Annotated in this window: 17 protein-coding genes; 4 read left to right on the forward strand and 13 right to left on the reverse strand. The window is 40.6% G+C overall.

From position 1 onward, the window contains the following. Nucleotides 1-15: 15 nt before the first annotated feature. The 5 genes from CXF93_RS16350 to CXF93_RS16365 form a co-directional block, all read right to left on the reverse strand. The gene (locus CXF93_RS16350) at nt 16-876 is read right to left on the reverse strand and encodes a metal ABC transporter permease (protein ID WP_101063600.1); all 861 of its coding nucleotides are present in this window, start codon (nt 874-876) and stop codon (nt 16-18) included. Next, on the reverse strand, nt 873-1,703 hold the full coding sequence (locus CXF93_RS16355; protein WP_101063601.1) for a metal ABC transporter ATP-binding protein: 831 nt from the start codon (nt 1,701-1,703) through the stop codon (nt 873-875). The genes CXF93_RS16350 and CXF93_RS16355 overlap by 4 nt, the downstream gene beginning before the upstream one ends. Before the next feature lie 6 nt (nt 1,704-1,709). Continuing rightward, nucleotides 1,710-1,832, reverse strand: coding sequence for a hypothetical protein (locus CXF93_RS22380; RefSeq protein ID WP_255418848.1), 123 nt, complete (start codon nt 1,830-1,832; stop codon nt 1,710-1,712). A gap of 181 nt (nt 1,833-2,013) precedes the next feature. Further along, nucleotides 2,014-2,637: a glutathione S-transferase family protein gene (locus CXF93_RS16360; protein ID WP_101063656.1), complete on the reverse strand. Its 624-nt coding sequence runs from the start codon at nt 2,635-2,637 to the stop codon at nt 2,014-2,016. 31 nt (nt 2,638-2,668) lie between these two features. Further along, nucleotides 2,669-3,697 carry an NADP-dependent oxidoreductase gene (locus CXF93_RS16365; RefSeq protein WP_101063602.1) on the reverse strand — a complete coding sequence of 343 codons (1,029 nt, stop codon included), beginning with the start codon at nt 3,695-3,697 and terminating at the stop codon, nt 2,669-2,671. A gap of 327 nt (nt 3,698-4,024) precedes the next feature. On the opposite strand from CXF93_RS16365, the gene CXF93_RS16370 reads away from it, so the two are divergent. Beyond that, nucleotides 4,025-5,464, forward strand: a complete 1,440-nt coding sequence (locus CXF93_RS16370) for a MipA/OmpV family protein (RefSeq protein ID WP_101063603.1) — start codon at nt 4,025-4,027, stop codon at nt 5,462-5,464. Between the two features lie 79 nt (nt 5,465-5,543). Here the strand turns inward: CXF93_RS16370 and CXF93_RS16375 are convergent, their stop codons facing one another. Together CXF93_RS16375 and CXF93_RS16380 are read right to left on the reverse strand one after the other, a co-directional pair. Further along, nucleotides 5,544-7,466 (reverse strand): monovalent cation:proton antiporter-2 (CPA2) family protein, encoded by a 1,923-nt coding sequence (locus CXF93_RS16375; RefSeq protein WP_101063604.1) that lies wholly within the window; start codon nt 7,464-7,466, stop codon nt 5,544-5,546. Then, nucleotides 7,466-8,041 (reverse strand): NAD(P)H-dependent oxidoreductase, encoded by a 576-nt coding sequence (locus CXF93_RS16380; RefSeq protein ID WP_101063605.1) that lies wholly within the window; start codon nt 8,039-8,041, stop codon nt 7,466-7,468. Before CXF93_RS16380 ends, CXF93_RS16375 begins: the two co-directional genes overlap by 1 nt. Nucleotides 8,042-8,348: 307 nt before the next feature. Here CXF93_RS16380 and CXF93_RS16385 point away from each other — a divergent pair, with 307 nt between their 5' ends. Continuing rightward, nucleotides 8,349-9,374, forward strand: coding sequence for a DUF2860 family protein (locus tag CXF93_RS16385; protein WP_101063606.1), 1,026 nt, complete (start codon nt 8,349-8,351; stop codon nt 9,372-9,374). Between the two features lie 99 nt (nt 9,375-9,473). On the opposite strand, the gene ggt is transcribed toward CXF93_RS16385, so the two are convergent. Next, nucleotides 9,474-11,249, reverse strand: a complete 1,776-nt coding sequence (gene ggt, locus CXF93_RS16390; protein WP_101063607.1) for a gamma-glutamyltransferase — start codon at nt 11,247-11,249, stop codon at nt 9,474-9,476. A gap of 229 nt (nt 11,250-11,478) precedes the next feature. Between ggt and CXF93_RS16395 the strand changes: the two genes are divergently transcribed. Continuing rightward, a complete protein-coding gene (locus CXF93_RS16395; protein ID WP_101063608.1) occupies nt 11,479-12,399 on the forward strand; it encodes an aldo/keto reductase family oxidoreductase in 921 nt (306 codons plus the stop codon). 30 nt (nt 12,400-12,429) lie between these two features. Here CXF93_RS16395 and CXF93_RS16400 read toward each other — a convergent pair whose 3' ends face one another. After that, nucleotides 12,430-12,978, reverse strand: a complete 549-nt coding sequence (locus CXF93_RS16400; protein ID WP_101063609.1) for a thioesterase family protein — start codon at nt 12,976-12,978, stop codon at nt 12,430-12,432. A gap of 710 nt (nt 12,979-13,688) precedes the next feature. Between CXF93_RS16400 and CXF93_RS16405 the strand changes: the two genes are divergently transcribed. After that, complete coding sequence (locus CXF93_RS16405; RefSeq protein WP_101063610.1) at nt 13,689-14,411, forward strand: oligogalacturonate-specific porin KdgM family protein; 723 nt, start codon at nt 13,689-13,691, stop codon at nt 14,409-14,411. Between the two features lie 109 nt (nt 14,412-14,520). On the opposite strand, the gene CXF93_RS16410 is transcribed toward CXF93_RS16405, so the two are convergent. The 4 genes from CXF93_RS16410 to adhE all read right to left on the reverse strand — a co-directional run bounded on the left by CXF93_RS16410 (nt 14,521) and on the right by adhE (nt 21,959). Continuing rightward, on the reverse strand, nt 14,521-16,563 hold the full coding sequence (locus tag CXF93_RS16410) for a sensor domain-containing diguanylate cyclase (RefSeq protein WP_101063611.1): 2,043 nt from the start codon (nt 16,561-16,563) through the stop codon (nt 14,521-14,523). A 301-nt stretch (nt 16,564-16,864) separates the two neighbouring features. Then, nucleotides 16,865-17,635 carry a DeoR/GlpR family DNA-binding transcription regulator gene (locus tag CXF93_RS16415; protein WP_101063612.1) on the reverse strand — a complete coding sequence of 257 codons (771 nt, stop codon included), beginning with the start codon at nt 17,633-17,635 and terminating at the stop codon, nt 16,865-16,867. A 92-nt stretch (nt 17,636-17,727) separates the two neighbouring features. Then, on the reverse strand, nt 17,728-18,987 hold the full coding sequence (locus tag CXF93_RS16420) for an HD-GYP domain-containing protein (protein WP_101063613.1): 1,260 nt from the start codon (nt 18,985-18,987) through the stop codon (nt 17,728-17,730). A gap of 326 nt (nt 18,988-19,313) precedes the next feature. Further along, complete coding sequence (gene adhE / locus CXF93_RS16425; RefSeq protein WP_101063614.1) at nt 19,314-21,959, reverse strand: bifunctional acetaldehyde-CoA/alcohol dehydrogenase; 2,646 nt, start codon at nt 21,957-21,959, stop codon at nt 19,314-19,316. Nucleotides 21,960-22,094 lie beyond the last annotated feature (135 nt).

Consider the following 22,094-nt stretch of genomic DNA (forward strand, 5'->3'; position numbering starts at 1 on the left):
GTTAAGCATTAACAGTTAATTGCGATTTTTAAACAGTAATCCGCCTTGGCGGCCAAATATTAATGAGGTGATATAAAGCAGCCCAAGCACCAACACAATAGCGGGGCTAGTGGCTAAACTGGCGTGGTAGGAAAGAAACAACCCGAAGTAGCCACTTAACACTGCGCTGATAAAGGCCACGATTAACATGCCGCCTAAATGATTCGACCAAAATCGAGCTATTGCCGCGGGTAAGATCATTAAGCCGACTGCCATTAAGGTGCCTAACGCTTGAAAACCAGCGACCAGATTGAGTACCACAAGCAGTAAAAATCCATAGTGAGCAATCGAGCTCAATTTACTGACCGTTTTAAAGAAGTGCGGATCAACACACTCTAAAACTAACGGTCGATAGAGCAGGGCGAGCGCTAACGTGGAGATAGTCGCAATGATGGTAATGAGTGTTAGAGCATCGTTATTCAGTGCGAGTGTCGAACCAAATAGCACATGTAATAAATCGACATTACTGCCATTAGCGGAAATGATTAGTACGCCAACGGCCAGAGACAGTAAGTAAAACGCCGCTAAGCTGGAATCTTCTTCTGCTTTTGAATGCCTAGCGACTATGCCTGCTAATACCGCGACCACACAGCCAGCAACAATGCCGCCAATGGTCATAGCGGTAACGGATAAACCAGAGATAAGAAAACCAATGGCAGCGCCGGGTAAGATAGCGTGCGCCATCGCATCACCAGTCAAACTCATTCGTCTCAGTGTTAAGAATACGCCGACGGGTGTGGCACTAATACTCAGCACTATAATTCCCCATAAGGCGCGTTGCATAAATACAAAATCAGCAAAAGGGGCGATAAATAGTTCGTATAATTGAGCACTCATGATGCGCGGTTCTCGATGTTAGTCGTAACAGACGTTGCTGTACGTTCGGTAGTGTTATTACTTGTGCTGTTGTTCGCGGTACTATTCACAGCATTCAGAGCAGGATTATTAAAGCTGTTATGCACAGCGCAGTGAGCAAAATGTTGATAGCCTGCTTGCAGTAAATACGGTTGAGTTAATACCTCAGCTGTTTTACCGGCGGCAATTAAGTTGGTTGCAACAAGTAATGTGGTGGGAAAGTAGCGTTGTACTAAGGCCAGATCGTGGATCACCGCTATAACTGTTTTACCTTGTTGCTGACATTCTTGGATCACACGCATTAATAATTCCGTAGTCTGGGCATCAACGCCACCAAAGGGTTCGTCAAGTAATAGAATGTCGGCGTTTTGTAATAACATGCGGGCAAATAACATGCGCTGAAATTGTCCGCCTGATAGCTGACTAATTTGGCGTTCAGCCATATCTGCAAGATCTACTTTTGCTAATGCTTGCTGTAATAAGCGCTGTTCGTCTCGGCTAAAGGCGCGCCAAAAACGGGTGCGCTGCCAAGCCCCGCCAGATACAAACTCAGTCACTGTAATTGGAAACGTGTGATCTATTTGGCTGCTTTGTGGTAAGTAAGCAATATTCTGCAAACTCAAATCACCAAGATCGATAGAACCTGATTTTATGGTTATTTGTCGCATGATGCTTTTTAATAAGGTTGATTTACCGGCGCCATTGGGACCGACAATCGCGACGAGATCACCGTCATCTAACGTTGTCGATATATTGTTAAGCGCGATGTTTTTTTGATAATAAACACTTAAGTTTTTAATTTTAATCATTATTTATTATCCAGCAAGGTAAGGCAATATAGCCCAAAGCATGCCAATGATGGCAAGGGAAATACCGAGGCGTGTAAATACACTGGTTAATAACAAGGATGTCGTTGTGGATGATTGAGTGTGCGGCATTTTATTTTCTTTATTGTTTATTATGCTACTTCAGGATTGAGGATGTTATAACATAACAATAACGGTGCGCAAGTGTTATGTTATAATATAACAAAACCTGTTGTTTTTGTAACAATGAATACAAAAAAGCCCCAGTTAATAATGAACTGAGGCTTGGTGATATTAAGATTATTAGTTTAAATTAACTATTGTCGTATTTTGCTTCAATGTCACCAGCAGTTGATAGACTTGGATGAGAATGCAGCTGTTCATTGTAGCGAGTAAGGTTAGGGAAGTTATGCAGGACATTATTGTTTGCTAAGATCTCAACAATAAATGACATCATAATATCGGCACCGCTTAACTGCTCTGCAACCAGATAGGTTTTTCCTGTTAGTGAAGTGTCAAAATAACTGATCACTTTCGCAATCTCAATATCAGCATACCCTGCCATAAAGTTGGTTTTACAACCGTCTTTATCGACAAACATTTTTAATAACAGTGGTAAAATTGCAGAGCTTTCAGCGAAATGTAACCACTGTGAATAGGCTATGTATTCTTGAGATCCTGGCTTAGGTGCTAGGGTCTCTGCGGCATATTTATTGATCAGGTATTCTGTAATCGCGCCTGATTCCGCAATCACTAAACCGTCATCTTCAATAACTGGCGACTTACCCAGTGGGTGAATCGCTTTTAATTCTGCTGGGGCTAAGAATGTTTGGCTATCGCGTTGGTAGGCAATAACATTATAATCAACACCTAGCTCTTCTAATAACCAGATAATACGTTTAGAACGTGACTTGTTTAAATGGTGTAATGTGATCATGTTAGCTTCCGTTTTCTGTATAACTGCTGAATTACGCAACTTTAATGATAAGTTTGCCGAAGTTTTCACCTTGCAACATGCCGGTGAATGCCGCTGATGCATTTTCTAAACCATCAATCATGTGTTCGCGATACTTGATTTTGCCTGCTTGTAGCCAATCCATCATATCAACGAAAAATTCATTGTAGCGAGGTGCATAATCATCAAAAATGATGAAACCTTGCATCTTAATACGTTTCACCAATAACGTGCCCATTAGCAGTGATAAACGGTCTGGGCCTGATGGTAATTCAGTGGCGTTATATTGCGATACTAAACCACAAACTGGCACTCGTGCCCCCGTATTTAGCAGTGGCAGCACGCTATCAAATACTTTACCGCCGACGTTTTCAAAATAAACATCGATGCCAGTCGGGCAGGCTGCTTGTAGCTGGGCATCAAAATCCTCAGCTTTGTGGTCAATACATTTATCAAAGCCTAATACATCTACCGCATATTGGCACTTTTCAGCACCGCCAGCGACACCGATGACGTAACAACCCTTTATCTTACCAATTTGACCAACAGTAGCGCCAACAGGACCTGTTGCTGCCGCTACCACTAGCGTATCGCCTGACTTAGGTTGACCAATATCGAGCAGTCCCATGTATGCAGTAAAACCTGGCATGCCCAGGATGCCAAGTGCATAAGAAGGGTTAGTGGGCTCAGCACCTAGTTTAATCAAACCTTCACCGTCTGAAATACCATAATCCTGCCAGCCTGTGTAAGCCAGCACCCATTCACCAGCTTGATAATCAGGATGTAAAGACGTTACTACTTGGCATACTGTCGCGCCAACCATGGTGTCATCAATCGCCACGGGTTCAGCGTAAGAGGCTCCATCATTCATACGACCACGCATGTAAGGGTCTAATGATAAGTAATTTGTACGTAATAATAACTCACCTGCTGAAGGTGTCGGAATGACGGTTTCTTCAAGGCTGAAATTTGCTGCTGTCGGCGCGCCTACAGGACGTGAAGCAAGTGTAATACGGCGATTAACTGAATTTGATTGAGTCATGAAAGATCCTTGTTTTAAATCGTGATAGTGTATGTGACCGATTGTCTTTTAATTGAATGCAAAATTACTTGAACTAGTTTCTATGGATAGACCATACTCCCTAGTAGACCGGTCGTCTACTAACCGTGTGGTTTTTTATGGTTTAATTAATATTGGTAATCTAAATTTTGATAAGGGAAAATTTAGATGGTATTAGCCAATTGGCGTGTAATTAGTCAATACTTACTTAGCTATATTGTGACTTAAGTCGTAATTTAGATTGTGGTTTCATATGGTTATTAGTAATATAAAAATCATTATTTATAACTTGAAGGTATTAAGAAATTTATGTCAGACCGTTTTCACCAGATTATATATTTAGTGTGTATTTTCAGCTTATCTTCAAGTGTTGTTTCTGCTGAAAATACAGCAAATATTGCTGATATCACTCAAACTCAATCTGAAGCTGAAGCTCATCCGCTTGCTGAGGTTGCTCAGAGTGAAAGTGTTGATGTAACAAAGGCTAAGTTACCGCTTTTGCCTGTCAGCGAATGGGGGATTGCGATAGGCATACGCCGCGCTGATATTCCTTTTGCTGTATCTGAAGTGAGTGAAGATACCGCCGTGTATGATATTTTACCTATGATCCGATTTAAAAATGACTACGGTTATATTAATGGCTTAGAAGGTGGTGTGCATTTATGGCAAAATGCTGATCATCAGGTCAATGTATATAGTCGTTTTCGATTCAACGACATCCCTAAAGAATTCCAAAATGAGATAAAAGGTCAGTCTTTTGATTTTGGTTTACAGTATCGTTATTTCGATGGACCTTGGACAACGGATCTTGCGGTCTTATCTGATCGTCGTAAACGTGTTTATGGTTATACACGAACGCAATATAGCTGGAAGTATGAAAGCTGGGCGCTGATTCCGTTTGCAGAGTTAAGGTGGAAAAGTGCTGAATTTAATGATTATTACTACGGTTTTGAGATTGAAGAAGCTGGCGCCGGTGTCTCTGCCAGTGGTGGTATTAAAGCATCTTATCATGTTACCAGTAACTTACATTTAATTGGCCAGTTTGGTGTGACACGTTTGGAAGATAACGTTTATGATTTAGCGGTAGTGGAAAAGAATTATCAATTGGAGTCTTTCCTTGGTATTGCTTTTTATCCCGACCCAAATGAACCTTTTGTGAGGGCTGCTGGCAAAGATAAAAATGATGAATATCTAAGGTTAGCCCATGGTTGGGCCACACCGTCTAATATCGGTGATATTTTTAACTTCAATGCCGAGCGTGATAGCGAAAACAATCAAATGAGCTCGGTTTTTTATGGTACACAGGTTGCAGATAGCTTATTGACAATGCCGATTGATATTTACTTTACTCCAGGTCTAGTATGGCATTATAGCTCTGATGTGCAGAGCGATATTGCCGAAGCCATACTGGCGATCAAAGTGTTTTATACTTTTGATTTCGGCCCACGCTGGCGTGTCGGTATTGCAGAGGGTTTGTCTTATGTCTCTAATGTTACTTATATTGAAGGCATAGATTTTGAGGGTGACGATGGTAAACGTGATTATGAAAATACATCTAAGCTCCTTAACTATCTGGATTTTTCGTTAGATGTGAATGTCGGTGATATTTTTAATCACCCAGCATTAGCGCAAACTTGGTTTGGTTATAGCATCCATCATCGCTCGGGTATCTTTGAAACTAGCTCGATGTTTGGTCGTATTAAAGGTGGCAGTAACTATCAAACTGTTTATCTGCAGTGGCATTTTTAACGCTGCCGAAGACTTGCTCACTTAACATCAGACTTGCTGATAATTCAGCAAGTCTGATGTTAAGTGAGCATCGCTGTTATTAGCTCTGTTCACTTGTCGATTTATTATGTTTGTGCGCCGCGGCTAAGTTATCCACGGTATTTTTATCTTGATTACTGTGCGCTTCTGTTGACCAAGCATCATTTAAATTGTCGTAATAAGTTAACGCATCCAGTCCTAATAGTTTTTTCAATATTCTTCGTTCTGTCAGGCTACGATTAACAAATTCCGGTTCATTTTCGTGTATATGTTTGGCTTCTTCATGTAATACCGCTTCATCATGACGACGGAAAACCTGTCCAGCACGATGCGCCTGATTGGCTCGCATCCCTAATGCCTTTAAGGTTTCTACTCCTAAGCTAATACCTGAGTCGAGCGATTCTCGAAATACATGGTCGGCACCGAGACGAATTAATTGCTGAGCATGATTACGGTCGGTAGCGCGTACTAATACGATTAAGTGTGGGAAATGCTTTTTAACTTTAATTAAAATACGCTTGGTGCGACTCGCGCTTTCAACGGCAATAATAAACAGTTTGGCATTATCTGCCCCCGCAGCGTGTAATAAATTAAGCTGCTCGGCATCGCCATAAAATACCTTGTATTTAAACTGCTGTAATAACTCTATCTGGCCAACGTCATTTTCCAAAATCGTGGTATTAATATGGTAACCGTGAAGTAGGCGACCAACAACTTGTCCAAAGCCACCAAAGCCGGCGATGATCACTGAGCTGTCGGTATCATCAGGGATCTGATGTTCAGGAGTGGCCTCACTCTCGGCTAGTGGAATTTTACGTTTGAATGTTGGGGCGATTATTTTATCGTAGATGATCAGCAACAGTGGGGTAAATACCATCGATAAAGTCACTACCAGAACCAATAAACTGGCTATCTCATTATCAAGCACTTGGCGTTGTAGTGCGAATGAGGTGAGTACAAAGGCAAACTCACCGCCTTGTGCTAGTGCGCATGAGAATAACCAATTTTGACTGCGTTGGATCTTGAATACGATGCCGGTGATAAACAACACAATAAATTTAACCGCAATAAGTCCAGTAACCAGCATGGCAACTAATATCGGTTGATCAAGTAACAAAGTAAAATCAATACTGGCACCGACAGAGATAAAGAAAATACCGAGCAATAAACTTTTAAACGGTTCAATATCACTTTCAAGTTCGTGGCGATATTCACTGTCCGCCAAGACCACGCCAGCTAAGAAGGTACCGAGTGCTGCAGATAAGCCCACGGCTTCCATCGCTAACGCAATGCCGACAACCAGTGCTAATGCTGTCGCGATGAAAATTTCACGCGAGCGAGAGCCGGCGATAACGCGTAATAGCGGCACTACCAGAAAGTGACCACCGATGATGATGCCAGCAATCACGCCAGCAATCATGAGTGCGCTTAGCCAGCCTGATGTTGTCGACTCCACGATCGCGGTATCTTGTATCACGAGCAGAGGTAATATAGACAGAATAGGGATCACGGCGATATCTTGAAATAATAATACCGCAAAGGCATTCTTACCGGCTTCTGTTTTCATTAACTCCCGTTCTTGTAAATTCTGTAACACAATCGCAGTGGATGACAACGCCACGATTAAGCCTATCGCGAGTGCGGTTTGCCAAGCAAGACCACAAGCCAGTAATATTAAGAAGATAGATAAAGTCGTTGCGCAAAGCTGTAGGCCACCGGTACCGAGAATAGGCATTTTCAGTTGCCATAATAACGCGGGCCTTAATTCTAAACCGACCAAAAACAACATCATCACGACACCGAATTCGGCCACATGCATGACGTCTTCTTGATTCGATATCAAGCTGAGTGCATAAGGACCGACAATGACGCCTGCAATCAAATAACCTAGCACTGAGCCGAGTCCCAAACGTTTTGCGATCGGTACCGCCACCACTCCGGCTGCAAGGTAGATGAAGATATTAAATAATACGCCGTGTTCCATTATTGGTTACGCTCCATGTCTGTCGTGGTCGCGCCATCACTTTGCTGTTGCAACATTAATAACAGTTGGCGATATTGTTTGGTTTTATCTGCTATTCGCTCAGGGTCGTGACGCTTATGAATATCATGCACAACAAAGGGGGACAGGTATTCTAGATTACACAACTTACTCATTTGGCTAAAAGGTAATAAGAATTGGCTAATGTCATGTTCGTTGTAACCTGTCGTAGAGTATGAATTGGCACTACCACCCGTTGAGATCGCCAGCATTATTTTTTTGCCCACCAATTTATCGCCGTGTTCACCATAAGCAAAACCGTGTTCAAGAACTAGATCCTGCCATTCTTTTAAAATTGCAGGGCAGGAGTACCAGTAAAGTGGAAATTGCAAGACGATGATGTCGTGATTGAGCAACAAGGTTTGTTCATGCTTAATGTCGATAAATGAATCAGGGTAAGTATCGTAAAGGTCGTGACAAGTAACGCCTTCAATGTTTTGAATTTCATTGAATAATGATTTATGTGCAATTGATTTTTGTAATGCAGGATGGGCAAATATAACGAGAATTTTGTGCATATGATTTTCAATCATCCTTTATTGAAATAGATCTTTATACGGGCATTCAATGGCTTAGTGCCTAAAGTGTGTATTTTATTAATTATTGCTATCTAAGCTTATAATATAAAACAAATTATTTCAGTGTTTATTTAGTTTTTCAGACTGATATTTATTTTATTTTCGCATCATTGATTGGACATTTTTAGAAAACTGTATTTATCATTTCATATTAAAGCTGTTGTGCTATGATTTCGTGACTAATTTGATATTGATCAAGCATGATCGACATTCTTGTTTATGGACTAACTATTGGAGCTATTTTCACATGATATCTAGAAAGCACAGTTTACTTTCACTGCCGCTATTATTAACTAGCAGTTTACTTGGCTTTAGTAGTGTAGCAATAGCGAAACCATTAGCAAAGAGTCCCGGTTTTTCTGGGACTATCGGTATCAATGCCGGTTTTAGTGACTCACAAAACCAATTTAATACCGATAATGATAACGCCCAAACTGATGATCTAAATAACCCTGGAAAGGATATTTCGACTGGGTTGTTATTTCCGTTTTTCCGTGTGGCTTATACCTCGGAAGATTTACAGACCCAATACTTTCTGGGTCAAAGTCCGCAAAATATCTTAGACAGTGCCATTCAATATGAACTGGGCGTGACCCATAAATTTGATGAACGCCAGAGTATGATGTTGGCCTATATTCCCCATGTGCCATTCTTAAAAGAAACTTGGTCTGATCCTTTCTTAACGGATGCAGCAAGAGAAAAATCCGACATTGATTCAACCGCGGTGCGCGTGGCTTATAAATTTGCCCCTGTACAAGTTGAATACGCTTATGCATCGTATGATATAGAAGACGAGCAAAGCGGTGCTCAAAATGGCGCATGTAATGGTCAAAATTGTACTGCCGAAGAGCAGGCGCTACTTAAGCGAGACAGTGATTACCAAAGATTAAGTCTAGAAAGCTCATTGAGATTGTGGCAAGGCATGTTTGCTAAAGCTAATGTATATTATGCCAACCAGGATTCCAAAGGCGAGAGTCAAAGCTATGATGAATTACATTATAGTTTAAGCATCATGACAAAATATGAACGTCATTTCTTATCTGTGCAAGCGGCATTCAGTGATCGCGAATATAGCGCAGAAAATCCAATGTTTGGACAAACACAACAACAAGATGCGGCGCGTTACTCCCTAATATACGCGTACACAGAACCGTTTAATATTGCGGACACGAATCTAAATGTGATCTATCAAAATAAAGATATTGACGCCAATATAGATTTTTATGACAGCACAACGAACTTTGTTTCTGTTGGTATGAGTTACAATTTTTAATTAGCATTAGAAATAGAAATAGAAATAGAAATAGAAATAGAAAGGAGGGGCGTCATACGCTAAGTATCACGTCCCTTTTTTATTGATTAACTGTGGCTGTTAATAACCCAAGCTAAGCGCACTTGGTCGGCGTGGATCTGATGCCCCATAAACCCCTTCTTCAGTTAACATAATGGTTTGAGTGCTGCCCATAGCGGCTTTTACTTCCACCTTATGGCCCTTACTTTCTAATAAGTTAATGGTATCGACATTTAAGCCTTTCTCGATACGGATCATGTCTGGTAACCACTGATGGTGAAAACGTGGCGCAGCACTGGCTTCGGCAATGTTCATGTCATGATCTATTACGTTCATGATCACTTGTAATGTCGTAGTAATAATACGTGAGCCGCCTGGGCTACCTGTGACTAAATAAGGTTTGTTATCTTTTAATACGATGGTCGGTGTCATTGAGCTTAACGGACGTTTTTTCGCTGCCACGGCATTGGCTTTACCACCGATCAGACCATAAGCATTAGGGACTCCCGGTTTAGCTGAAAAATCATCCATTTCGTTATTAAGCAATACCCCTGTGCCTTTCGCGACAAGTCCGGAACCATAACTAAAGTTAAGGGTGTAGGTATTACTGACTGCGTTACCAAACTTATCAACCACGCTGTAATGGGTGGTTTGATTGCTTTCATAAGGCAATAGTGTACCCGGAGATACTTCACTGCTTGGTGTTGCTTTGTTAGGGTTAATTTGGCTGACCAATTGCTTGGCATACTGCTTGTTGGTGAGCGCAGCGACAGGTACATTTACAAAATCGGGATCACCTAAATATAAACTGCGGTCTGCATAAGCACGGCGCATTGATTCTGCCATGATATGAATGGTTGCAGCGCTATTATGGCCCATTTTATCAATCGGGAACTGCGAGAGCATATTCAGCATTTGCACTATGTGCACACCTCCTGAAGACGGTGGTGGCATAGATACCACTTGATAACCGCGATAATCACCAGTGACAGGTTGTCGTTCTATGGCTTTATAACTGGCTAAGTCTTGCATGGTCATTATGCCGCCAGCGTCACGTACTGAATCACTTATCTGTTTGGCTATCGGCCCTTGATAGAATGCTGGACTACCTTGTTTAGCAATCGCACTGAGGGTGTTGGCGAGATCGGTTTGCTTTAATACTTCACCAGGTTGATAGCTACTACCATCGGCTTTATAGAAAATAGCTTGGGTACTTGGCCACTGGCTTAAGCGTTTCTGCGTTGCGCTAAGCGAGTTGGCCAAGTCAGGGGTGACGACAATACCGTCTCGGGCCAATTTGATTGCCGGTGCGATCACTTGTGCTAACGACATGGTGCCATATTTTTCTAACGCCAGTTCTAAGCCAAGCACAGTGCCAGGTACGCCGACTGCAAGGCCGTGAAAGCGAGATAAGGTGTTATTTGGATTACCCTCTTCATCTAAAAACATGTCTGCAGAAGCTTTCTGTGGGGCCACTTCCCGATAATCAATGGCAATAGAGCGCTGTTCATCGGCCAAATAGACTAACATGAACCCACCGCCACCGAGATTACCAGCACGCGGTAGGGTAACGGCTAACGCGTAACCAACAGCGACCGCAGCATCAATGGCATTCCCGCCTTGTTGCATGATATCGACACCGATTTTGGTGGCCAGCGCTTCTTGGCTCGCGACCATGCCATTAGCAGCCCAAACGGGATGATGGATCGCCATTTGACTGTAAATAGCACTGCTCGATGGTTTCACTTTCGCGACGATGTCACTGCTGGTGGTCTTAGCAATAGCCGTTGGTAACGTTAAGCTAATGCAGCCTATGAATCCGAAGGTTAGCGCTTTAAAAAGGTGTGTCGTTGGCATGAATTTTCCCTATTCAATTGCTTATGATGTTAATGCAGCATAGCAAAGGGAGCTTATTACTTGTTTTTAGGTAGGCGAAACTGCTAGTTAATTCACAGAAATAGTATCGTTATGTATCAAAGCGTAACCCTGAGAGTAGTCTATGAGTATTCACGTTAAAACTAACCTATTTTCAAGTTATCTCTCGATTTAATCTCGAGTTCAGCTTATTTGTTAATTAAGGAAAACTATGACAGGTGTATCTCGCGTTAAAATGGCTCTTGAAGGCCCCGAATTTTCATCGTTAGTACAAGGCTATTGGCGTATGGGTGAGTGGGGCATGGATCCGCAAGCTCGTTTAACCTTTTTGAAACAGCATGTCGAGTTGGGTATCACTACGGTGGATCATGCGCATGTTTATGGTTCTGCACAAGCGCCGTGTGAAACCTTATTTGGTGAAGCGCTGAAACTTGATCCGACGATGCGAGATAATATCGAGATCATTTCTAAATGCGGTATTGAAGTCATGCACAGTGACGCACCGAGTGATCACGTTAATCATTACAGCAGTTCACAAAGCAGTATTATTCATTCGGTAGACACCTCTTTACAGCGCTTAGGCGTCGAGCAATTGGATGTGCTGTTAATTCATCGCCCAGATCTGTTAATGAATGCAGATGATGTTGCCCAAGCCGCTGAGCAGTTAAAGCATCAAGGTAAGATTAAGCACTTAGGCGTATCTAACTTTACCCCGTCGCAGTTTGCGCTGTTGCAATCGCGTTGGGACACTCCATTAGTGACCAATCAAGTTGAAATAAACCCGGTTAATTTGGCTGTGACTGAAGATGGTACCTTAGATCAATTACAACAATTAGCGATTAGACCAATGGCATGGTCGTGCTTGGCGGGTGGTAGTTTATTTAATGCTAATTCAGCACAAATACAGCGTTTGCAAAATACGTTGGAAGCCATTAAGCAGGAAATTAGTGCAGAGTCGATTGATCAGGTGGTTTTTGCGTGGATATTAAAGCTACCCTCTCAACCTCTGCCGATTATCGGCAGTGGTAACATCGAGCGGGTACGCAGTGCGGTTGCAGCGACAGCGTTAACATTGACGAACCAACAATGGTATCGGATCTGGGTTGCATCAAAAGGCCATGGCGTTGCTTAACGCCCGTTAAGTTAATTTTGATTAAGTGTGCTAAGCCGCTTTATCCATTGGCTCGCTGGTGGTGAAGTTGCGCTTGGCAATACCCAGATCTTTCCATATCTGCATATGTTCAGGCAGCTGCTGTGGACGTTGATCTGCGGGGATATAAGTCATCACTTTCTCTGGAGAGATTACTTTACCTTTCTGCACAAACACCGCTTTGACTAAGCTGTAGTTACATAACTTACCATCGGCGACACATTTTTGTTCCAGATAAAAGTATTTCTCATCCCAGCCTAAATAAGTCGTTTCTACATCGAATTGCTTAAATAAACGTATTTCTCGAATATAGCCTACCTCAACACCCGCAACGATGAAGTTTAATTTATTCTTTAATAAGGTATTAAACGAATCAGTCTGGATTGCATGATCCCAACGCGCTTTTTCAAGAAACATCAGATACTTGGCATTGTTAATATGTAAGTTCAGATCGATATGACGAAAGCCAACTCGAAAAGAACGGCTGATAGTATCGAAAAATCCTTTTGGATTTTTTTGCTTGTTACGTAGATAAAAGCAACGAATCAATTCACTGATCATAACGCCTCAATAATTATGTGTTTATAGATAATAGAATAAAGAGTCTACTCAGTTCTACAGACTTGTCACTACAAATGTAACCAAAATGTTAATTCTGTAATGGTTTACATTAAAGAAATGAAATCGAGCAATGTGCTAATACTACCACCGTATAAATAAGGATGAGTAAGCATGGAATAGGTCTATTTAATGATATTTTACATTGTAAATTAAGTTAAATGTGCTTGATAAGTATAATACTCTGGGTTTGATGCTGCCTACGTTTTTAATTTGGTGTTATATGCTGTTTGATTCAACTTGCTTTGTATTGGGAAATGTTAACTGACTCACAATTATGTTGCTGCTTATAAACTAATTAATATTTAGTTCATTTTCATTTGTTTTTTCTTAATTTGTTAATAACTTTGATTTCATACGTTATTTTATTTTATATTGTCAAATTAATCGATTGATTTTAAAGTGAAAAAATAATGTGGGTACAGTGAGTTAGATGGCTTTTTGTTTGCTAAATGTTAATGTTCGACTTAATCTTAATTATCGATGTGAATTAAGTTGTGATCCAAGTCGATGAAACCAGTCAATAGCATTATCAACTGCCCACTAAGTGATATATTTGTTTCATCTTCTGGCGACAAGTCAGTCAGTGAAATAGTTCACTTAAATTCGCAGTTTAACAAGATTAAAATTGTACTTATATAATCGAGGCTTTCATGAAAAAATTTGCATTAACTCTTCTTTGCGCATCAATCGCTGCACCTGCACTTGCTGGTGGTTCATCTTACGTAACAGGTAATGTTCAAATGCATGACCGTGCTGATTTCAACGGTTCAGATGTGACATCTACTATCGAAGCGGGTCATACGTTTACAACTGGCACTACAGTTCTAGTGGAGATTGATGGTATTCAACTTGGTAACACTAACTATGGCGCTAATGGTGAGCAAGGTAGTTCAGCAGCTTCTGCTTACACTACGCTAGGTGTTGAACAATCATTCAGCATTAACGAGAATTTATGGGTAGCAGCTGGTTACCACCATTTATTACACGACGGTGAAGCTGTTCAATACCGTCCATTAGTTAAAATTGGTTACAACTTCGATAATGGTCTCTCTATCTCTAACCGTACTCGTATGCAAATCCAAGCAAATGATACAATCGATGCTGGTGTAGATGTAACAAACGATCAAGTTCGTTTAGATAACAACATTGCTTACCAATTCAAAGATATGCCTGTGAATGTTAAATACAACAATGTTTATTACGTAAATGATGGTGTTAACAATGACAACTCTATGGAGCATGAATTACGTGCAACCTGGACACGTGCTGGTGTTCAACCATACGTTGAATACCGTAACCAAGAGTCTTCAGCGAAAACGAATCCTGGTCACAACAATAACGTGCTTGTTGTAGGTGCATCTTACGGCTTCTAAGTCGTAACGTATAATAAATAGTAAATCCTTTATGTAAAATCCCGCTTATTTGCAGTAAGCGGGATCTTTCGATCTGTCTTTTAAAATATTAAGGAGTAATTGATATAAATCAGGATACTAGGTCGATATTCTTATTCTTATACATTGCCAGATCGGCTTTACGTAACAGCTCATCAATATTAGTATCATCTTGTGGATACATACTCACACCTATACTCGCTGTTACGTTTAATACCATATCGTTCACCACATAGGGACGAGATAATTCACTCACCAAACGGTCGAAAGGTACTTTAATACATTCAGGTGTATCGAGGTGATTAAAGATGATTGCGAATTCGTCACCGCCTAAGCGTGCAACCGTATCGGTTTGACGACTTGCTTCAACCATACGCGCGGAAACATCTTTTAATAATTGATCGCCAACATGATGACCATAGGTATCATTCACCGGTTTGAATTTGTTTAAATCTAATAGCAGTAAGCCAACAGATTTATTGTTTTGTTCTGCCACTTGAATCGCTTCTTCAATACATAATTCAAATTGATTTCGGTTAGCGACACCGGTTAATGGGTCTGTCATCGCGAGCTTACGGATCTCTGCTTCAGCTGCTCTACGTGCGGTAATATCATGAATAACTGTGGTGTACATGAGTTTATCGCCCACGGTCATTTCGTTAACAGATAATTCAATTGGGAAGTGTACGCCGTTAGCACGTAATGCATCTTCTTCGTATACTTTACCTTGGACACTGTCGGTAAATGATTTATTTGCTTGTGGCATGAGCAGTTTGATATTTCGACCAAGAATATCATCCAGTTCATAATCAAAAATAGCTAATGCAGCTGGGTTCAATGCGACAATTACACCGCGATCATTGGTTGTTACAATCGCATGTACAGCAGTATTGATAACCGCCTGTACTTGTGCTTCTGAATCTCGATGTTTCAAGGCATTAGCACTAAAAATTTCTAATGCACGCGCCATTTCGCCGATTTCGTTATCTCGGTCGGTGGCAAATATTTTGATGTTAAAGTTACCTTCGGCCAAGGTTTTCATTGCCTTAATGAGCTCTTTAATCGGATTCATTAAACGGTTACGCATCAGTAGGATGGCTGCAATGATGAAAACAGTGGTAAAGATAACGGTAAACCAAGATAACCAGCTAATCAGTTGGGTGACAAAGTCTAATGTGGCACTGACGTTGTCAGCACTTTGTTCTATTTGAACCACGATTTCTCGGTCTAATACTGCAAGACCTCGTAATGCCGAAGTGTCGTTAATTTTTACTTGTTGATCAATATATTGCGGACTTGCATTTTGACTGATTAATTGGCGAATCGTGTCTATTTCTTGTTTGTAGTTATTTAATGTTCTGGTTATATCTTCAAGCGAGATGTGTTCGGCACTGGTAAGGCCTTGATTGCGATACAGGGCAATCAATTCCTCTGCTTTTACTAAGCAGCCAGCCGCTTCGCTGAGGTATGCTTCATCACCACGTAATACCGCATTTTTAAAGTTATGAATAAAGCCGCCGTAACCCAGAGCCGAACGTAACTTAACGGCGAGGTCGGCTTTAGTGATATTGGGGCTGTCATCACTCGGATTGTTGATGTGTAATTCACGTTGTAATTCTTGATTTAAGATCTGTAACCCACGCATGGCGAGCGAATCATCAATGATCACTTGTTTATCGACGTCAAGCGGCTGTAGCCCTTGACTAAAAAGTAGTTCAGCTTGTATTAGTGCGGCGCTATAAGCATCAACCATGTTTTTAATATCATTCAAGGCGATTGCTTGTGCGTTGCTTGGCCCTAGCGTATTAAATTGGCTGATAGCGGCATTTACTGCGCCGAGTTTTGCCTGAACGCGTTCAATTCGCCACGGTTCTGGGCGTAATAAATAGTTTTTAAACTCATGAATAGCACCACCATAACCAAGCGATGAACGTAAGGCACTATCGATTCTGATTTTTTCAGATTTGTTAGCTTTGTATTCCGTCCATACCGAAGATGCGAGCGAGACATTACTGTTGATGATAATGCTTGAAGCAATAAAGACCAGAGCGGAGAGGGCAAAACCACAGGTGAAAAATAAACCCATAGTGCTAAGTTTGATATGTTTGAAGAGAGAAATACTGTGGCTACTCATGTTTGCTTATTGCCTTGTAACGCTAAATTTGAATTGTTGAAATAACATCGGATAGAGTTATTATTAGTTGTGCACAGTGCTCCAAATTAGCGGCTAATTCAATACTATAATTTATATATAGACTCAAAAAGTGGAGTAAGTTGACATTTAATAAAGTAATCAACTCTAACCATAATAATGTTTATAATTGGTGCTCTAAAGGTAACCATCTCTAGTAAGTGATGGTTACCTAAAATTTGGGGCTATTAGTGTTTATTAAGTAGTGTTTATTAAGTAGTGTTTATTAAGGCTGACCAGTGTTTTAGATTCTCGTTGCGACGACGACTTCAATATTTTTAGATTCAATAGCGCTACGCTGCTCATTGGTTATATCAGCATCGGTAATCAAGGTACTGATATTATCCCATGCGAGTTCTAAGTTGGGCATCTTACGGCTGATTTTGTCTGATTCGACCATGACGACGACTTCTCTTGATACTTCAGCCATTACTCGGCTTAGTCCAATTAATTCATTAAACGTGGTGCTGCCTCGTTCTAAATCAATGCCGTCTGCGCCGATAAATAATTGATCAAAATCGTATGAACGCAGCACTTGCTCGGCAATCTGACCTTGGAATGATTCTGAGTGTGGATCCCAAGTGCCGCCCGTCATTAATAACGTAGGCTCATTTTCTAAACCATTAAGTGCCGTGGCAACTTGCAGAGAATTAGTCATGGTTATTAAGCCTTTCTTATTCGCGAGCTGCTCAATTAAACTGGCAGTGGTGGTGCCACTGTCGATTATAATCCGGTTGTGATCACGGATCCGTAATGCCGCTGCAATGGCAATTTCAGTTTTGCACTGAGAAACTTTATCGGTTTCAATTTCAGGGAGCAGTTCTTTTGGGATCGGTACTGCGCCACCATAACGACGTAATAATAAACCGTTTTGCTCTAACGCGGTAAGATCTTTACGGATGGTGACTTCTGATGTTTCAAAACGTTGGGCTAGTTCATCAACGCTGAGTTTACCTTGCTCTTCAAGTAGCTGAATAATGGTATGACGACGTTGTTGAGTATTGCGTTTTGACATAGTGTGTGTGGTTCATTTATTAAAGATAAGAGCGTAATAATATCATAGATAAACAGCAGCTGTTATCTATGATATCTGACTGTTCCTTTGTGCTAGCAGGGGAAGTATAAATTGTTGCGCTGGAGTAAATTAAACTTTGCTAGGTGCTCAGGAGCTATATTATTACTACCTATAGCTTTGGTAATCGTTATATCTTCATCACCACAATGGTGTAAAAGTGGTTGTTTTTTTATCGGTTCAAGCTCGCTGAAGTCGACAATTAGTGGTTGTCGTAGGCTATCTATAATACTCATCTGTACGAGGGCTTGATTGCTATCATAATTGACGATAGTACCAACTGGGTATATGCCGAGCATTTTAATAAACTGCTCGAGATAGGTTTTGTTGTAATGCTTATCTGCTTGTTTAAACAACAAGCCAATCGCAAGATGTGGTGAATAACGCTGTTGCGGTAAACTAGCGTTACACATTTCGTTATAGCGGGTAGCAATAGCAACTAATTGTGCATACTTTGAAATTTTGTCTTGCTTGAAACCACGCGGATAACCGCTACCATCGAACTTTTCATTGACCTGTAAAATACTATGAATAACGATATCAGGAAGAGCATCAATACCTTGTAGCCTTTGCGCTGCATAGGCTGGGTGTTGTTTAAGGTAATTTACTTCTGGTTTGGTCAGTTCAGATCTTTTATTACGAATTGAAGCGGGTACCCATAACATACCAAACTGACTGAGTAAGGCTGTCTGCGTAATGATAGCGACATCTTGGGTACTAAAGGCTAGTTGCTTTGCTAAGCGTGTGCTGAGTACCGTCACATTCATCGCGTTTTGATAAAGGCTATCACTTGATATCTCCTCATTGCATAACACGAAGCTAAAATCATGCTGTTGTTCAGCGGCGATAGTTAACTCACCCGAAAGTAATTCTAATAGCTGCATGGCTTTTTTAGGCTGCAAACTCAGTTTACTGTAAATATCTTTGAGGATGGTGATCTTGTCTTGATACTTCGAGCGAGTATGGCGGATTTGTTTCCACCAGGCTTGTTGCTGTGATAATTGTGTTTGCTGCTCTTCTCTTTTTTTGAATACGGCTTGTTGTGCAAATGCCTCAGCCGAGGCTTGGTCATTTTGTGTTGGCTGTAATGATGCTGATGTTGGTGTCTGCGCTATTTTACTTCGAGATAGATCGACCGAAACTGTCTCTAAGCTGAGATGCTGTAATATTCGTAACTGTTTGGCATCTTTAATTAAAAATGAATTGAGAATAAAAGGGTGGGATGTCCAACCAATGGGAAGATTAATGTAATGACCTACTTGCAGGTCTTTGATCGCTAATGAGACATTTACCATTATTTACCTTTGCTTATCTAAATCCGTTTATATAAATAGAGTTAAATATCGTGACTTGTTTATTGAAAATGCAGTTGAAATAATTATAGGGGATAAATTTAGGCTTATCAAAGTTAAATATGTGAGGTGTGGGCTAGTTATCTTTTCGCGGATTTTATTATTAATAATTAGATTTTAGGCTGGCATAAATAAATATAATGTTATTACTGTATACATAATAAAAAAGTGTGGAGTATAAGGTTGTTTAATAAAACCTTAAAAACCACACCTTTTTAGGTAATAGCTATCACGCTGTTGGTGATAACTATTATTGTATTACTTCACGACTATTTTTTTACTGTTTCTTTTGTAGCCGCTTTTTTTTCTATGTTATAACTTTCTTGGTAATCATGACCGTAGTAAGAAGCAAGTAATAGTGCTTTTAACTCGCTGATTAATGGGTAACGTGGGTTAGCACCAGTACATTGGTCATCGAATGCTTCGATTGCTAGTTGGTCTACTTTAGCAAGGAAATCTGCTTCGTTAACACCTGCAGCTTGAATTGACTTAGGAATGTCTAAATCAGTTTTCAGTTCGTCTAACCAGTTTAGTAGTGCGTTAACTTTGTCAGCTGTTTTACCTTCACGGAAACCTAAGTGCTCAGCAACTTCAGCGTAACGAGCACGTGCTTTCGGACGGTCATATTGTGAGAATGCAGCTTGTTTAGTTGGCATGTCAGTGGCGTTATAACGAATAACGTTCGTGATAAGTAGTGCATTTGCTAAACCGTGTGGAATATGGAATTCAGCACCAATTTTGTGTGCCATTGAGTGACAAACACCCAAGAAAGCATTCGCAAAGGCGATACCAGCAATCGTTGCGCCATTGTGTACTTTTTCACGTGCGACTGGGTCTTTAGCACCATTTTTGTAAGAACTTGGTAGGTATTCTTTCAATAATTTCATTGCTTGTAGTGCTTGGCCATCAGAGTACTCGTTCGCTAGAATTGAAACATAAGCTTCAAGTGCGTGAGTTACTGCATCGTAACCACCAAAGGCAGTTAGTGATTTTGGCATGTTCATTACTAGATTTGCATCAATAACAGCCATGTTTGGTGTTAGTTCGTAATCGGCAATTGGGTATTTTTGACCTGTTATTTCATCTGTTACTACAGCGAACGGTGTTACTTCAGAACCAGTACCAGACGTTGTTGTAACTGCAACTAACTTCGCTTTGATACCCATTTTAGGGAACTTGTAGATACGTTTACGAATATCCATAAAGCGCATTGCAAGGTCTTCGAAGTGTGCTTCTGGATGTTCGTACATTACCCACATGATCTTCGCTGCATCCATTGGTGAACCACCACCAAATGCAATGATAACATCAGGTTGGAAGCTGTTCATCACAGCCACACCTTTTTTCACAATGGCAAGTGTTGGATCTGCTTCTACATCGTAAAAGACTTCAGTATCAATACCTTTTTCTTTTAAGATTGCAACTAAATCATCAACATAACCGTTATTGAATAGGAATTTATCCGTTACGATACAAGCACGTTTTTTACCAACTAGGTCATCCATTGCAATTGGTAATGAACCTCGGCGGAAGTAGATTGATTCTGGAAGTTTATGCCACAACATATTTTCAGCTCGCTTTGCCACAGTCTTTTTATTCATAAGGTGCTTAGGACCTACGTTTTCAGAGATAGAGTTACCACTCCATGAACCACAACCTAGCGTTAGTGATGGTGCTAAACCGAAGTTGTATAAATCACCGATACCACCTTGCGAACTTGGTTGGTTAATCAAGATACGGGCAGTTTTCATTCTATCGCCGAAGTCTTTAATACGATCTTCATTTGCATCTTGGTCTGTGTAGATGCCAGAAGTATGACCGATACCACCAATTTCAACCATAGTGATTGCTTGTTCTACTGCGTGATTGTAATCACGAGCACGGAACATACCTAAAGTTGGAGATAGTTTTTCGTGAGCGAATGCATCATCAATGTGTACTTCAGGGCCTTCACCAATGAGAACTTTAGTGAACGGAGGCACTTTAATACCAGCCATTTCAGCAATCTTAATCGCAGATTGGCCAACAATTGCAGGATTCATGTTGCCATTGATTAATACTATTTCGCGTACTTTATCAGCTTCTTTCTTCGATAAGATGTAACCGCCGTGTGTAATGAAGCGTGCTTTTACAGCGTCATATACTTCGTCAACTACAATAACTGCTTGCTCTGAAGCACATACTACGCCGTTATCGAATGTTTTTGACATTAAGATAGAAGATACAGCGCGTTTAACGTCTGCAGTTTCATCAATAACAATCGGTGTATTACCAGCACCAACACCAATAGCAGGTTTACCTGATGAGTAAGCTGCTTTAACCATGCCTGGACCACCAGTTGCAAGGATAAGATTGATATCTGCGTGCTGCATTAATGCATTTGATAGTTCAACTGAAGGTTCATCAATCCAACCAATAATGTTTGCTGGTGCACCAGCTGCTATAGCTGCGTCTAAGACTATTTTAGCCGCCGTGTTCGTTGCATTTTTTGCACGAGGGTGTGGCGAGAAGATAATAGCATTACGTGTTTTCAGTGAAATTAATGATTTAAAGATTGCGGTAGATGTTGGGTTTGTCGTTGGAACGATACCACAAATGATACCAACTGGTTCTGCTATCGTAATCGTACCGAATACATTATCTTCAGCGACAATACCGCAAGTAAGATCATCTTTATATTTGTTGTAGATGTATTCAGATGCAAAATGGTTTTTAGTTACTTTATCTTCTAATACACCCATGCCTGATTCTTCAACAGCCATTTGCGCTAGCGGGATACGTGATGTAGAAGCAGCAAGTGCTGCTGCACGGAAAATCTTATCAACTTGTTCTTGATTAAATGTAGCGAATTCTTGTTGTGCTGCTTTCACTTTAGCAACCATTGCATTTAGTGTTTCAATATTTTTAACAGTCATAATTTTCCCTTAAAACTAATTTGAAATCTTAAAAAGTATTTACAAAGTGTTACCTCTTAGTGAATACCTTTGATTTGAATTATAGGTACTCTTGAGGATTAAAAAGTGATCTAGATCAATTGTAGTAAAATAACG

Origin of the sequence: Moritella sp. Urea-trap-13, from assembly GCF_002836355.1 — a bacterium.
GTDB lineage: Bacteria > Pseudomonadota > Gammaproteobacteria > Enterobacterales > Moritellaceae > Moritella.